Below are 14,450 nucleotides of genomic sequence, written 5' to 3' on the forward strand. Positions count from 1 at the left end.
AAATCAGTCTGAGAACTTTAGCGTAGGGTGGATAAGCGCAGCGCATCCACCTTTTGATGCTTCATGAGTGGATGCGCTGCGCTTGTTCACCCTGCAAACTGAAACAATAGGATTCACGGCAATGACAGTATTGGGTAATAGAGATGGATTACAGTGACTTTTTCAACAAGGCGACTGAAATCGGAGCGCCGTATCCTTACCAGCAGCGCTTGGGTACTCAGCCTTGGCCTGATTTTCTGGAAATTCCGACCGGCCTGGGTAAAACGGCGGCAGTCGTGTTGGCTTGGCTTTACAAACGGATCATAAAGCACGACCCGGATACGCCGCGGCGTTTGGTCTATTGCTTGCCGATGCGGGTTTTGGCGGAGCAAACCGAAGCCAACATTCGTCATTGGCTGCGCAGGTTAGGCGGAGATGCTGCGGCTATTTCCGTTCATCTGCTGATGGGTGGCGAGGAGGATTTGCAATCCTGGACCTTGCAACCCGATCGAAACGCTATTTTGATCGGCACGCAGGACATGCTGTTGTCGCGCGCGTTGATGCGCGGCTACGGGATGAGCCGATACCAATGGCCGGTGCATTTTGCTTTGCTGCACAACGATGCGCTGTGGGTTTTCGACGAAGTGCAATTGATGGGCGCCGGCCTTCGCACTTCGGCGCAATTGGAAGCGTTCCGCCGTGAGTTTAACGTCCACGGCGGCGCCCGCAGTTTGTGGTTGTCCGCCACGTTAAATACCGACTGGCTCAAAACCGTCGATTTTGCATCGCATCTCGACAACGCTACCGTGTTGAAGATCGACGAAGACGATCAGAATTTGGCGGGCCAGCGCCTTTCCGCTTCAAAAACGCTTCAGACCGGAAGCGCGGTGCTCAAAGCGGAAAGCAAAAAAGGCAGCGGTGAAAAATACTTGGCCGATTTGGCAACGCAAATTTTGTCCGCGCACGAAGCGGCTACGAATACGATGGTAATTCTCAACCGCGTCGAGCGGTCGCAGAACTTACTGAAACTGCTGAAAAAACGCAAGCCGGATGCGGAATTGCTGCTGGTCCATGCCCGTTTTCGCGCCAATGAACGCAAAGCGCTGAATCAGGCGATCCAGCAGACGGCACCGCCGTCCGGCCGCATCCTCGTGGCGACTCAGGCGATCGAAGCCGGCGTCGACATCTCCGCGAAAAACCTATTCACCGAATTGGCGCCGTGGTCGTCGCTGGTGCAGCGCTTCGGCCGTTGCAACCGCTATGGCGAATATGCGGAGGCGAACATTTATTGGCTGGAAATCGAGGATGAAGCGTCCGCGCTGCCTTACGACTATGCGGACATGGAGCAAGCGCGCGCGACTTTGCAAACACTGACCAACGCAGGGTTGAGCGCGTTGCCGAAAACGACCGGAAAGCAGCCGACAACGGATGTTTTGCGGCGCAAGGACTTTCTCGATTTGTTCAACACCGACTCCGACTTGACCGGCTTCGATACTGACATTTCCGGTTATATCCGCGACAGCGGCCCCCCGCCTCTGTTTGTCTTTTGGCGGGATTTCGACGGCAATCGTCCCGAACAAGCGCAGCCGGACCGGGCCGAGCTTTGCCCGGTATCGATCAGCCAAATCAAAAGCCACTTGAAAAACAAAGCCATCTCCGCGTTCGTTTGGGATTCCGTGGCCGGATCATGGAAAAGTGTCGGCCAAAACAACGTCTATCCCGGTCAAACGCTGTTGCTGCGCGCACAGGACGGCGGTTACGACAATACATTGGGTTTTGTTGCGGCACACAAACAGATTGTGGAAGTGCTCGCGCATCGTGAAGCCAGCAATCAGGTTTACCAGAAAGATCCGGATAGCATAAAAACGATTCCGATTCTATTGGAAGACCATCTTTGCCATGTTGCGGCGGCCGTCAAACAATTGCTCCTCGTGTTGCAACTGCCGCAAGACAAGGCCGAAGCGATTGTGACGGCCGCATTTTGGCACGATGTCGGCAAGGCGCATGCAATTTTTCAGGAGACGCTGAAAAGCGTTTGGAGCGAAGACGCCCCGCAACGGCTGCGGCTTTGGGCCAAATCGGCGGCGACCGCCAGACACAAACGCCGTTATTTTCGCCACGAGTTGGCTTCCATGCTGGCCTGGCTGGCTCACGGCGAAAGATCGCCTACCCACGACCTGATTGCCTATTTGATTGTTGCCCATCACGGCAAGGTGCGCATGAATCTTCGCGCGATGCCGGACGAACCGGAAGCGCCAGACGGTAAACGCTATGCGCGCGGCATCCACGAGGGCGATAAATTACCGCCGGTGAACATCGACGGCACTATCCTGCCGGAGACCACTTTACGACTGGACGTGATGGAATTGGGCGTCGGCGAGATGGGACCGTCCTGGACGCACCGCACGCAAAAACTGCTGGCCGAACACGGGCCGTTTTTGTTGGCCTGGTATGAAACCTTGGTGCGTATCGCCGACTGGTGCGCTTCGGAGCAAGAACAAAAAACGGGGAATGAACATAATGGAGAATGACATTTGTTTGAACGGCTGCGCTCCAGTCCCGCTGGCGCATTACCTGAAAGCACTGGGCATTTTGCGTCTGGTTGCCGAACAAAAGGACCCGGATGCGGCGGGTTATTGGGAAAACGAGCGCTTTGTTTTGAGAACCACGATGGATAAGGATGATCTACTGCGGTTTTTTCTCGAAGATTATCAGCCTACACCGATTGTTGCGCCCTGGAACGGCGGCAGCGGTTTTTTCTATCAGGAAGGTAAAACGAAGGAAAAAGACCCGCTGACCGGTAAAAAACTGAAAACCGGCGTTCGCAACCAGCCAACCGAAGCGACCCGTACTATCGATGCGATGGCGAACTGTGCGGCGCAGCGTTTTTCAACTTATCGCCAAATGATAGAACTGTCCAGGCAGGCACTTGAACAATGCGGATTTCAGGAAGCGCCAAAAAATGAAGGCAAAAGCCGATTGCTGCAAATCATTAGAAATTCGTTTCCCGACAATTTTCTTATCTGGATGGATGCGGCGCTGTTGATCAGCCAGGATAAAACGTTTTTTCCACCGTTGTTGGGAACCGGTGGCAATGACGGCAATCTGGACTTTACCAACAATTTTATGCAGCGTCTTCGGCAATTGTTTGACCTCGATAAAGGAACCACCGATGCGGGTGCCGGACAATGGCTTGACGGAGCTGTGTTTGCCAAAGCAACAGTGCAGTTGACGACAAATGCGGCAATCGGACAGTTTTTTCCCGGCGGCGCGGGAGGACCGAACGGCACGGTGGGTTTCGAGTCCAGTTCGCTGTTTAATGCCTGGGACTTTATTTTCATGGTCGAAGGGGCTTTGCTTTTTGCCGCCGCCACTACGCGCAGGCTCCAACAGGATCGGAGCGGCGCATTGAGCTATCCGTTTACGGTACACAACACCGGCGGCGGTTCAGGAGCCAGCAGCCAAACCGATGAAGCGAATGCGCGCGCCGAAATCTGGCTTCCGCTGTGGCGCAACGCCGCAACGTTGGCGGAATTGAAAATTCTGTTCCAGGAAGGCCGCGCCACGCTCGGCCGTCGCCCAGCCAAAGACGGGCTGGATTTTGCCCGCGCCGTTGCCGGTTTGGGCGTTGATCGCGGCATCAGCGAATTTCAACGCTACGGCTTTGTGATGCGTTCCGGCAAAGCCTATCTTGCGACTCCGTTCGGCCGTCTCAAAACGCAGCGCAATCCTGCCGCCGATTTGATTCATGATCTCGACAAAACTCGTTTCCTCGAAAATTTGCGCGGTTTTGCCCGAAAAAACGAAGCACCCGGCCGTCTCGTATCGTTGACCCGGCAATTGGAAAGCAAGCTGTTCGAGCTTGCACAAAAGGGCTCTCCAAAAACTGTCCAGGATGTTTTGATCCTGCTGGGACAGCTTCAACGAGCGCTGAGCTTGAGTGGAAAGGGCAGGGAAGCCGTCAAAGCGCCGATTTGCGTGCTCAAGCCCGATTGGGTGCTGAAAGCCGATGATGGTTCGGCGGAGTTTCGGCTGGCTTGCGCCTTGGCAAATATTGAAGCGAAAAACTTGCCGATGCGCCTGCACTTTGCGGCGACGAGCGTAGACAAGGTTGGCAAATGGAGTTGGGATACCGAGTCGCGGCTGGCCGTGTGGGGGGAAGGCCCATTCGAGCGCAACATGGTGGCCTTGCTGCGGTCGCGGATGTTGGCGGCGGAACGCTTGCAGAGCAAGGACAAGCCCTTTGCTTTTCACTTCGGCGTGGACAGCATGGACATTGCCGACTTTCTTTCGACAAAAACGGATGACCGGCGCATCGGTGATTTGGCGCAAGGTTTAGCCCTGGTCAACGATTTTCCGCGTCATCTGGGCGAAAGAGCGAACCATCGGGAAGCAAGCGTGTTGCCTGCCACGTATGCTGTCTTGAAGCCGTTTTTCGTCGAAGACCACGTGCTGCGCAAGATCGGTTTTTTACCGGAGGACGCCAAATTGCCTCAACCGCCGGAATTACTCGCCTGGCTTGCCGCCGGACATACCGGCCGCGCTGTGAAACTGGGTTGGTCCAAGCTGCGTCAAGCGGGCATACCGTTGCCGGCCTTCCCCAATAGTCCGCCTTCCGTGATTGGCATCGATGGCGAGCGTCTGTTGGCGGCATTGGCAATCCCAATCGCCTTTGCCGACATCGCGCAATTGCTGCGGCGTATTACGAAGGAATGAAGAGATTTTCTGTAGGGTGGATAAGCGTAGCGCATCCACCGTAGCCATCATGGTGGATGCGCTACGCTTATCCACCCTACGGTTTTAAAGACAACCCAATTTATCAATAAGGACTTAAAACATGAGCATAGATTTTTCCGCATTACAAAGCGCCCCGCGTTTATTGATCGAAGCCGATTTGCAACCGTTGCAAGGCGCACGTTTCCAGCCGACGGGCTTTCCGGATTTGGGCGCAGCCGTCTATGATGGGCCCAACGGCAACCGCTTGCTCTTGGTTGAATCCGCGCAAAGCATGGCCAATCGACTTGAAACCGTCTGCTGGAATAGTGTTGCCGACGATTGGGTCGAACCGTTGAAAAATCTGCCTTTGGTCAAAGTCGTCGATAAGCAGGGCAAGCCGTTGACCAATACCGTCCTGGAAGCGCATCGGCTCAACTCGCCGTATATCCTGGAAGGCAAAGACACGTCGGTTTTCGACATGCTGAAAAAGGAACTGGCGGACATGGACGAAGGCGCGGTCGATATTCGGAAACTCGCGGCGGTCGTGTTGAAGTATGACTGCAATGCTTTGTTGCACGGTATCTTTTTGGCAAAAAGCCAATTGGCGGGCGGACGTTTGCGTTTGCCGCGCGTTTTATCGGCGTTTATCGAAGCCGAAGATGTCAACTTGGCGCAAAGCGGCGGCGTAAAAAACGATCACGTCAATCCATCCGGCGATACCGCCAAAGGTTTCGGTAACGTTCCTTATTCCCGCGACGACTACACCGCTCCCAAGATCACCGCCTATTTCAATATCGATCTGGCGCAAATTCGTGGTTTTGGCTTGGGACAGAACGTCGAGCAACTACTAATCAGTCTGGCGCTCTATAAAATTCGTCGTTTTCTTGACGAAGGATTACGACTGAGAACGGCTTGCGATCTGGAGGTCCGGCAATTGACGTTGACCCGCCCGAAATCCTGGATGCTTCCCGAATGTGCCGATTTAGAATCGGCCTTGCCCGGTTTGATAGAGAAAACCGGGCAAGAGAACCGTTTTGCCGAGCCGCGCGTGACCGTGGTGCGTTGGGAGAAAGGCGCGGAGAAAAAGAAAAAAGCCGAAGACGGTTCGGAAGCCGAGGAATAAACCATGTTGACACTGTCGCTTACCTTTCCAGGCGGGCGTTATCACGCCACGCCGTGGGGCCGGCATGTCAACGAGGCCGACGTTGCCTGGCCGCCCGATAGTTGGCGGATTTGCCGCGCGCTGGTTGCGGTCTGGCATCGAAAGCTCGATCCGCAACGCTACCCGCAAGAGCATCTGGGACGGTTATTGTCGGCGCTTGCCGGCGAAGCGCCGCATTACCGGTTGCCCGCCGCAGTCCATGCCCATACCCGGCACTATATGCCTGTCAGACAAAAAAGCACGTTGATCTTCGACGCCTTCGCGAGAATCGATGCCGATCAAGAAGTGATCGTTTGCTGGCCGAATCTGGTATTGGATGAGGCGCAAACCGAATTGCTCGATGTTTTGCTCGAAGCGCTGGGTTATCTGGGACGCGCGGAATCATGGGTCGAGGCCAAACGTCTATCCGATTGGAACGGTGAGTTGAATTGTTGTCCGGGCGAATCCACCGTCGATACCGAAACTGGTGAAATGGTGGGCGAGCCGGTATTTCTCTATTGCCCGTTGTCTCAGGAGAGCTATGCGTCTTTTCGCGAGCATTTTTTGCAGGGACTCGCGGCACGAGAGATCAAAAGCAAGGAGCGCAAGCCGATCGAAAACACATTGCCTGAAAACTGGCTGAATGCGTTGGGTTTGGATACCGCCGATTTACAAGCCGCCGGCTGGAGCGCGCCGCCCGCCGCGCAAAAACGGCTGTATCAGCGCCCGATCGAGGCATTGCGTGCGAATGCCGCAAGCCGTCCGCGCTCACGCTTGATTTTACCGGCCGATACCGTGCGCTACGCCGTCTACGGCAAGCCCTTGCCGCGCATCGAAGATGCGGTCAGGTTTGGCGAATGTTTGCGTCAGGCGGCAATGGGTAGGGCCAAGCGTTTACTTGGTGAGGATGCCATCCCTTCTTTATTGTCCGGCCACGGACTGCCTGTTGATAACCGTCATAAACACGCCTTTTTCATTCCAGAATCGAATGCCTCAGGCCGAATCGATCATGCGATCATTCATATACCCGATGGTTTTGGTGTGGACATTCGCCGAGTTCTGGAAAGCTTGGACAAGATCAAAAACCGCGACGGACAGGAATGGCGGTTGTTGCTGGAGCACATTGGCGAAAAGTCCGAATTCGGTGGGAAAGTGCCGTTGTTGCGACAAGCGGCAGTTTGGCAATCGGTTACGCCCTACTTGCATCCTTGGCACCGCAAGAAAAATTTCGATGTGGAAGCGCAAATTCGCAGGGAATGCCGGGAACGCGGGTTGCCTGCATTGGACTGGCTGCAACCGATTGATGAGGTATCGGTGGAAGGCCGCAACTTATGTCCGATTGACTTTCACCGCTTCCGGCGCAAACGCGGATTGATTCAGCCTGATACTCATGGATCATTATGGCAACTGAGATTCAGCGAGTCGATACCCGGCATTTTGGCATTGGGATTTGGAAATCATTTTGGATTAGGCTTGTTTAGGCCGTTAGAATAATAGTTAATTTCGTAGGGCAGATAAGGGGAAGTTTGTAGGGTGGATAAGCGCAGCGCATCCACCGTACTGAGCCTTCTTGGTGGATGCGCTGCGCTTATCCACCCTACGCTACGCTATCCGTAAGCAGGAGTCCATGAGCAATTATCGACGCGTCTTCATTCCCGGCGGCGTTTATTTCTTCACCGTCGTAACCTATCTGCGGCGGCCCATTTTCTCCGCGCCGGAAAACGTCGATGTGTTGCGCGAGGCGTTTAATCACGTCATGGCAAGCCGTCCGTTTATGATCGACGGCATCGTCGTGCTGCCCGATCATCTGCACTGTATTTGGCGCTTGCCCGAAGCCGATGCGGATTTTTCGGGACGTTGGCGGGAAATCAAAAAATACGTTTCGAAGCGAATCGGTACGAAAAGAAAAACACGCAATGCGATGGACGTGTGGCAGCCGCGGTTTTGGGATCATGTGCTGCGCGATGAGGAAGATTGGCGAATGCACATGGATTACATCCATTACAATCCGGTCAAGCACGGCTTGGCTGCCTCGCCCGCAGACTGGCCATATTCGTCGTTTCATAAAGCAGTAGCCAGGGGATGGTATCCGGAAAACTGGGAGGTAACAGGAGAGCCCGAATCGATAAGTGGCATAGATTTGGAATGAAGCTATGCTGTAGGGTGGATAAGCGCAGCGCATCCACCTTTTAGGCCCCTATGGTGGATGCGCTGCGCTTATCCACCCTACTTTTGCGATTGAAAAAAGGCGATGTCCGACGAAGCCAATCCCATCCAGCTCGAACTCCCGATGCCGTTCCCGGAACTCGGCGGCGACCTGCCGCTGCTGCCGGCACGGATGGTCAACGAGTATCAGTATTGTCCGCGGCTGGCGTATCTGGAATGGGTGCAGGGCGAGTGGGCGGCGTCTGCCGATACCGTCGAAGGCAAACATACGCACCGGCGCGTGGATAGGCCGGAAAGGGATTTTCCCGAGGCGGGCGGGATCGAGCAACGGGACGTGCTGCATGGCCGCTCGATCACGCTGTCGTCGAACCGGTTGGGGCTGATTGCCAAACTGGACTTGATCGAAGCCGAAGACGGCAAGATAACGCCGGTCGACTACAAGCGCGGCAGCCGTCCGCACATCGCCAAGAACGCTTACGATCCGGAGCGCGTACAGCTTTGCGTGCAGGGTCTGATACTGAAGGAACACGGCTATGTTTGCGAGGCAGGCGAACTGTATTTTGCCGAAAGCCGCGAACGGGTGCGGGTCGAATTTGATCAGGACTTGCAGGATTTGACGCTGAATGCGGTGAATGGCTTGCGCTTGATTGCTGCCGGCGGACACATTCCGCAGCCGTTGGCCGACAGCCCCAAATGCCCGCGCTGTTCGCTGGTCGGCATCTGTCTGCCTGATGAAGTCAATTTTCTGCAAGGCGGCGAGATCGAGCCGCGTCCTTTGGCGGTGATGCGCGACGAGGCGCTGCCGGTATATGTACAATCCTACAAAGGCAAGATCGCGAAGAAAGCCGAAGAACTCGAAATCAGCATCGACGATACGGTTGTGCACAGCGCGCGGCTGATCGATGTTTCTCAGGTCGTGGTGATGGGCAATGTCTATATTACCACGCCGTGTTTGCAGGACTTGATGAGACGCGATATTCCGGTCAGCTGGCACAGCTATGGCGGCTGGTTTATCGGGCATACCGTCGGCACCGGCCACAAGAATGTCGAACTGCGCACCGCACAATACCGAGCCAGTTTTGAAGATCATACGTGTCTGGCGATTGCGCGCGGGTTGGTGCGCGCGAAGATTCAAAATTGCCGGACGCTGCTTCGGCGTAATTGGCGCGGCGATGATACGCCGGATGACTTGCTCGATCAACTGAAGGCGCTCGGCGAAAAAGCCATGCGCGCGACCGATCTGGCGCATCTTTTGGGCGTGGAAGGGGCGGCCGCGGCCTTGTATTTTGGTGCATTCGACAAACTGATCAAAAAAGCGGACGATCCCCGGCAGATGAGTTTCGACTTTACAACTCGCAACCGCAGGCCGCCGACCGATCCGGTCAATGCTTTGCTGTCTTTCGCCTATTCGATGCTGGTTAGGGTCTGGACGATGAACGTGACCGCGGTGGGGCTGGATGCCTACCGAGGTTTCTATCATCAGCCGCGTTACGGCCGCCCGGCATTGGCGCTCGATTTGATGGAGCCCTTCCGACCGCTGATCGCCGATTCGGCCGTATTGCAGGTAATCAACAACGGCGAAGTCCGGCCGAGCGATTTCGTCAGCGCGGCCGGCAGCGTGGCGCTGAACGACACAGGGCGCAAACGTTTCATCGCGGCTTTCGAACGCCGTCTGGCGCAGGAGGTCACGCATCCGCTGTTCGGCTATAAAATCGAATACCGGCGATTGTTTGAAATTCAGGCGCGGCTGTTCGGCCGTTATCTGCTCGGCGAATTGCCCGAGTATCCTAACTTTACGACACGTTGATGGCGACTTACGAATATTTGTATCTGGTCACTTACGATATCAGCGACCCAAAACGCTGGAGGCGCGTGTTCCGATTGATGAAGGGCTATGGTGATTGGTTACAGTTGTCGGTGTTTCAATGCCGCTTGAGCCGCAAGCGCCATGCCGAGCTGATTGCGTTGTTGGATGGCATCATTCATCATAGCGAGGATCATGTGCTGATCATCAACATCGGTCCCGCCGAATCGGTCAAGCCGCAGGTGGTCAGCCTGGGCAAGGATTTTGAAGTTTTGCAGCGGCAGCCGGTGATCGTTTGATGCTATTCTTGCCGAGCACGGCGAGCGCTGTTGTGGTGTCAAAATCACGGTCAGCGCTCGCGAACGATTGTTCTTTAAAAATCAGGTTTTTATACATGAAGATTGGCTTTGGATGAGGGTTTTGTATAATGGCAGGCGTGCTGTTTTGGCAGTGCTCGCAATTGGCCGCTGGAAGACTCGTAAACCAAGCCTTTCAGAGCAGGCTGTTTTCCCCGGCATAGAGCCGGGGCCTCATTGAAGCTTGATTGAAGATGATCGCAGCACATGACCGATTTTTTGTTTTCCCCGGCATAGAGCCGGGGCCTCATTGAAGCATGAAACCGCCGCCTGGGAGTCTGTGCGTTCCGATTCGTTTTCCCCGGCATAGAGCCGGGGCCTCATTGAAGCATAGCCGATTCCGAAGACGGCCTTAAAACCGTATCGTTTTCCCCGGCATAGAGCCGGGGCCTCATTGAAGCTGATTCTATTAAAGCTCAAATTACCGCGTTGTTTCAGGTTTTCCCCGGCATAGAGCCGGGGCCTCATTGAAGCGCTAATACTAAGGCTGCAAATATAACCGCACTCTACGTTTTCCCCGGCATAGAGCCGGGGCCTCATTGAAGCATCGATTTCTGATGATGGCATTCCTTTTACTGTGCCTGTTTTCCCCGGCATAGAGCCGGGGCCTCATTGAAGCATGTAGTGTACGGCTCAAGAGTAGTAACAAAAATTGTTTTCCCCGGCATAGAGCCGGGGCCTCATTGAAGCTGCCGTACTGGCCGCGCAGGAAATCGCTGAGCACATGTTTTCCCCGGCATAGAGCCGGGGCCTCATTGAAGCGATGTCCGCCGGTCGCCGCGTGGCGCTTGCTGAACAGAGATTAGATAAATGGAAATAAAACAAAATGAAGAGAGATGAAACGGAACAAAAATAAAAAGAGTTTTCAGGATGTGAAAAACAAAGAAATGAACAATTTTTATAGGCTGGTATCATATAGCTGTCGAGGGTGACGACCGGAAAATCGGCGTCCGGTCAACTGGCGGGCATATGCCAACCAGGGATGGAGGAACTGCCGACCTCCTACCTTCGGTATCAATTCAAAACTTTATAGCGACTCCGATCAAGCAGCGCATTTGCATCGATCTTCAAAGCCGATCTAACCAGGTTTAGCACCTTCTTCTGCTTCCCTATAGACCAGTCCAGAGCATATCCCGGCCTAGCCGCCGGGAGCGGATTGAAACATGGATGGATCGATGCAAAGCCAACTTCTGGCGTCGTATCTCCCGACCTCCTGCGGAAGAAGTCATCGCGCTGGCTCTGATCGCGGCCGGCGTGCTATTGTGGTGGCTGTTCAATGAGGTTGGAGTGTGATGGATACGAAAATCAGGGTATTGCTGGTCGATGATCATGCGGTGGTGCGGGCCGGGTTTCGGTTGCTGTTGGCTTCGGTCGATGCGATCGAGGTCGTGGCCGAGGCGGCGCGCTGCGAGGAGGCCTGCAAGCTGTATGAGGATTGCAGGCCGGATGTGGTGGTGATGGACTTGTCGATGCCGGGCATCGGCGGTCTGGAAGGCATCCGCCGGATCGTGGCGCGCGATCCGGAGGCGAAGATTCTGGTCTTCAGCATCCATGACGAAAAAGTCTATGTCGATCGGGCGCTGGCGGCCGGCGCGAAGGGTTACATCACCAAAAACAGCGCGCCGGAGATGCTGATTACGGCCGTGTGCGAAATCGCCGGCGGCAACGCCTTCATCGAGGCCGGCTTGAATGCCGCATATGCGCCGCCGGCCGGGCAGAGCGGCCGGCAGTCCTTGCTCGCGGCGCTGTCGCCGAAGGAGTTCGATGTGTTCCGGCTGCTCGCCAAGGGCTTGACCACGCACGAAGCGGCCAACGAATTATGCCTCGGCGTGAAGACCGTGGCCAATTACAGCACGCAGATCAAGGCAAAATTAAACGTGAATACCGCCGCCGAGCTGGCGCGCATCGCGATCGATTTGAAGATCATCTGAATCATTCGAATTTGACCCGGATGCCGGCCCAACCGGAAATCGGAGCGCCCGGTCCCAAAAAGGCTTCGGGGTTGCCACCCTTGAAAAAATTCCGGTTCACGATGCCGTAGGTTTCGTAGTTCGCGTCAAACACGTTGCGCGCCATCGCAAATAGCTCGACGTTTTTGGTGACTTCATAGCGGGTGTTCAAATTTACGATCGCGTATTCACTGACCTTAGCATACTGGTTGCTGTCGTCGCCGCGTAAATATTGGCTGGATACGTATTGCAGGTCGCCGCCGAAAAACCAGCCGTTCAGAATTTCGTATTCGGCGCCGAGTTTGACGGTTTGCTGCGGAATGGCGGGAATGTGGTTGCCGGGTTTGACGTTGACTTGCCCGACCGCATTATTGAGGGTCGCGGCCGTGCGGAAGGTGGCATCGACAAAACTGTAGTTGAGGTACCAGTTCAATTTTTTCCATACGCCGTTCAGACCGAGTTCGCCGCCTTGCCGTTGGGTCACGCCGACATTCTGAAAATAACCGCTGACCGCGCTGCCGGGCGCGTTGATGAACAAAATGTCGTCATTCAGCCGTGAGCGGTACAACGCCATGCGCCACTGCAAGGCATCACTGAATTTTCCGCGCAGCCCGGCCTCGAACGTTTTAGAAACCACCGGCTTCAACGGCGGATCGGAGGTGAAACTGTTCGGCAGCGAACACGGCGCATTGGGGTCGGCGCAGCTCAATTCGATCGGCGTCGGCGCGCGGAAGCCTTCGTTGTAATTGCCATAGGCGGTCAGCTCCTGCAACGGCGTTTTGAGGCCGAGCGCCTTTAACGGGTTCAGGGTAAAGCCCGCCGACGGATTGAGCCGGTCGAAGGTGTGGTCGCCGTTCAACGCGGTGCCGATATTGTCGCGCAGCACGACGTTGGCTCGGTTCCAGCCCGCCGAGGCGTTCAGGTGCAGCCAGGGAAAAACCGAGAACGTATCGGTCGCAAAAGCGTTCACATATTCGTTCTCGCCATTGACATTCACATCGGTCGCGAACGGCGTCGTGCCGATGGTTGCGTGGCTCGGACTGAAAATTGCGTCCTGCGTCAATTGCGTAAAATGAGTCCGGCTGGCGTTATAGCCGCTGCCGAGAGTAAATTGATTGTCGTGATCCAGAATCGGCAGCGTAGATGTCGCTTGTACATTGAAACCGGCGCCGTCCTGCACGATCCGGTTTGCGACATTCGAGGCCGGCGCGACGCTAGTGCCGGTGCCGTCGTCGCATTCGCTCAGATTGAGCAAAGTTTCGCAGGTCTCTTCGACGTTACCGGTGTTGCTGTTGACGGAATCGGTCGTATTGCCGCGGTAATAGGCATTGCCGGCCATGCTGAAATGCTCGCTGAAACGGTGCTCGCCTTTCAGATTGAAGAAATACAGGGTGTTTTCGGTAGTGTCGGGAGCGGTATAGATTGCCCTGCGGTCCTTATCGAGCTCGCTGACCGGCGCCGGCCCGACACCGTTCAATTTGTTATCGGCGAACGTGAAGCTCAAATCCAGGTCGGTATCGTCGTTTTCCCAGCCGACCTTGCCGAAAGCCTGGTGCAAGGCGCTATGCGTAAACGGCCGCCAGCCGTCGTCTTCGAAAATATTGCCGGCAAAAAACCAGTCGAAGTTATCCTTGTAGCCGCCGTGCTCCGCCTCGAACGCCTTGCGTCCGAACGAGCCGCCGTAGGCCTGGGCGCGGCTGCCGGCATGGCTAAAACCGCTCTTGGTGCGCACCGACAAGGCGCCGCCCAAGGTGTTCAGTCCGAACAAAGGATTCGAGCCGGGGATCAAGTCGATATTGGCGATGGCGTTCTGGGGAATCAAATCCCAATTGACCGTATCGCCGAATGCTTCGTTGACGCGCACACCGTCCTGATAGACCGAAAGCCCGATCGGGGTGCCGAGCAACGGCGACACATTGTAGCCGCGATAGGTGATATCCGGCTGGAAGGGGTTGTTCTGGTTGTCGTTGATATTGACTCCGGCGAGATTGCGCCGCATGAAATCGGATAATTCAAGCGCTTCGTGGCGATGGATGTCTTCGTCTTCGGCCGATTGCACATTGCCGGACACTTTCTCGCGCGACAAACCGGTTGCACCGAGGGGCGTATCGCTGACCACTTCGACTTCGGGGAGTTCGAAGGCGTCGAGCTTCGTCGGCTCATTTTCAGGCGGATTATCGGCGGCTTGCGCCAAAGGAAACATTAGCGTGAGGGCCAGGAAGGTGGTGCGCTTTTTCATCAATCAAAATCGGACAAGGCTAAAAGTGCGCGTATTATTTCATGGCTGGATGCTAAAGGAAGTAGGAAAATTTCCTTTTCTGCTTTATTGGAAATAGCTT

General features: G+C 55.3%; 10 protein-coding genes and 1 CRISPR repeat array. Of the genes, 9 read left to right on the top strand and 1 reads right to left on the bottom strand.

The features are described 5' to 3' along the window. Nucleotides 1–143 precede the first annotated feature (143 nt). From METLA_RS0100075 to METLA_RS0100110, 9 genes are all read left to right on the top strand, one after another. Nucleotides 144–2,510: a CRISPR-associated helicase/endonuclease Cas3 gene (locus METLA_RS0100075; RefSeq protein ID WP_024296605.1), complete on the top strand. Its 2,367-nt coding sequence runs from the start codon at nucleotides 144–146 to the stop codon at nucleotides 2,508–2,510. Then, the gene (gene cas8g1 / locus METLA_RS0100080) at nucleotides 2,500–4,695 is read left to right on the top strand and encodes a type I-G CRISPR-associated protein Cas8g1/Csx17 (RefSeq protein WP_024296606.1); all 2,196 of its coding nucleotides are present in this window, start codon (nucleotides 2,500–2,502) and stop codon (nucleotides 4,693–4,695) included. The genes METLA_RS0100075 and cas8g1 overlap by 11 nt, the downstream gene beginning before the upstream one ends. Before the next feature lie 121 nt (nucleotides 4,696–4,816). Then, nucleotides 4,817–5,818, top strand: coding sequence for a type I-G CRISPR-associated RAMP protein Csb1/Cas7g (cas7g, locus tag METLA_RS0100085; RefSeq protein WP_024296607.1), 1,002 nt, complete (start codon nucleotides 4,817–4,819; stop codon nucleotides 5,816–5,818). 3 nt (nucleotides 5,819–5,821) lie between these two features. Continuing rightward, on the top strand, nucleotides 5,822–7,330 hold the full coding sequence (csb2, locus tag METLA_RS0100090; protein ID WP_024296608.1) for a type I-G CRISPR-associated protein Csb2: 1,509 nt from the start codon (nucleotides 5,822–5,824) through the stop codon (nucleotides 7,328–7,330). Between the two features lie 133 nt (nucleotides 7,331–7,463). Continuing rightward, nucleotides 7,464–7,985 (top strand): REP-associated tyrosine transposase, encoded by a 522-nt coding sequence (locus tag METLA_RS0100095; RefSeq protein ID WP_024296609.1) that lies wholly within the window; start codon nucleotides 7,464–7,466, stop codon nucleotides 7,983–7,985. A 102-nt stretch (nucleotides 7,986–8,087) separates the two neighbouring features. Continuing rightward, a complete protein-coding gene (locus METLA_RS0100100; RefSeq protein ID WP_024296610.1) occupies nucleotides 8,088–9,809 on the top strand; it encodes a CRISPR-associated endonuclease Cas4/Cas1 in 1,722 nt (573 codons plus the stop codon). Beyond that, entirely contained in the window at nucleotides 9,809–10,105 is a 297-nt protein-coding gene (cas2, locus tag METLA_RS0100105; protein WP_024296611.1) for a CRISPR-associated endonuclease Cas2, read from the top strand. Before METLA_RS0100100 ends, cas2 begins: the two co-directional genes overlap by 1 nt. A gap of 204 nt (nucleotides 10,106–10,309) precedes the next feature. Further along, a CRISPR array of direct repeats spans nucleotides 10,310–10,924; the repeat unit is 37 nt; unit sequence TGTTTTCCCCGGCATAGAGCCGGGGCCTCATTGAAGC. Between the two features lie 405 nt (nucleotides 10,925–11,329). Continuing rightward, nucleotides 11,330–11,455 (top strand): hypothetical protein, encoded by a 126-nt coding sequence (locus tag METLA_RS23670; protein WP_281171914.1) that lies wholly within the window; start codon nucleotides 11,330–11,332, stop codon nucleotides 11,453–11,455. Beyond that, nucleotides 11,455–12,093, top strand: a complete 639-nt coding sequence (locus METLA_RS0100110; RefSeq protein ID WP_024296612.1) for a response regulator — start codon at nucleotides 11,455–11,457, stop codon at nucleotides 12,091–12,093. Before METLA_RS23670 ends, METLA_RS0100110 begins: the two co-directional genes overlap by 1 nt. A gap of 1 nt (nucleotide 12,094) precedes the next feature. Here the strand turns inward: METLA_RS0100110 and METLA_RS0100115 are convergent, their stop codons facing one another. Then, a complete protein-coding gene (locus tag METLA_RS0100115; RefSeq protein ID WP_024296613.1) occupies nucleotides 12,095–14,350 on the bottom strand; it encodes a TonB-dependent receptor in 2,256 nt (751 codons plus the stop codon). Nucleotides 14,351–14,450 lie beyond the last annotated feature (100 nt).

Origin of the sequence: Methylomicrobium lacus LW14 (genome assembly GCF_000527095.1) — a bacterium.
In the GTDB taxonomy this organism is placed as follows: domain Bacteria; phylum Pseudomonadota; class Gammaproteobacteria; order Methylococcales; family Methylomonadaceae; genus Methylomicrobium; species Methylomicrobium lacus.

Excerpts from the sequence above, each read along its gene's own strand:
- METLA_RS0100075 (WP_024296605.1), top strand. The coding sequence starts at position 144 with ATGGATTACAGTGACTTTTTCAACAAGGCGACTGAAATCGGAGCGCCG.
- cas8g1 (WP_024296606.1), top strand. The coding sequence starts at position 2,500 with ATGGAGAATGACATTTGTTTGAACGGCTGCGCTCCAGTCCCGCTGGCG.
- cas7g (WP_024296607.1), top strand. The coding sequence starts at position 4,817 with ATGAGCATAGATTTTTCCGCATTACAAAGCGCCCCGCGTTTATTGATC.
- csb2 (WP_024296608.1), top strand. The coding sequence starts at position 5,822 with ATGTTGACACTGTCGCTTACCTTTCCAGGCGGGCGTTATCACGCCACG.
- METLA_RS0100095 (WP_024296609.1), top strand. The coding sequence starts at position 7,464 with ATGAGCAATTATCGACGCGTCTTCATTCCCGGCGGCGTTTATTTCTTC.
- METLA_RS0100100 (WP_024296610.1), top strand. The coding sequence starts at position 8,088 with ATGTCCGACGAAGCCAATCCCATCCAGCTCGAACTCCCGATGCCGTTC.
- cas2 (WP_024296611.1), top strand. The coding sequence starts at position 9,809 with ATGGCGACTTACGAATATTTGTATCTGGTCACTTACGATATCAGCGAC.
- METLA_RS23670 (WP_281171914.1), top strand. The coding sequence starts at position 11,330 with ATGGATCGATGCAAAGCCAACTTCTGGCGTCGTATCTCCCGACCTCCT.
- METLA_RS0100110 (WP_024296612.1), top strand. The coding sequence starts at position 11,455 with ATGGATACGAAAATCAGGGTATTGCTGGTCGATGATCATGCGGTGGTG.
- METLA_RS0100115 (WP_024296613.1), bottom strand. The coding sequence starts at position 14,350 with ATGAAAAAGCGCACCACCTTCCTGGCCCTCACGCTAATGTTTCCTTTG.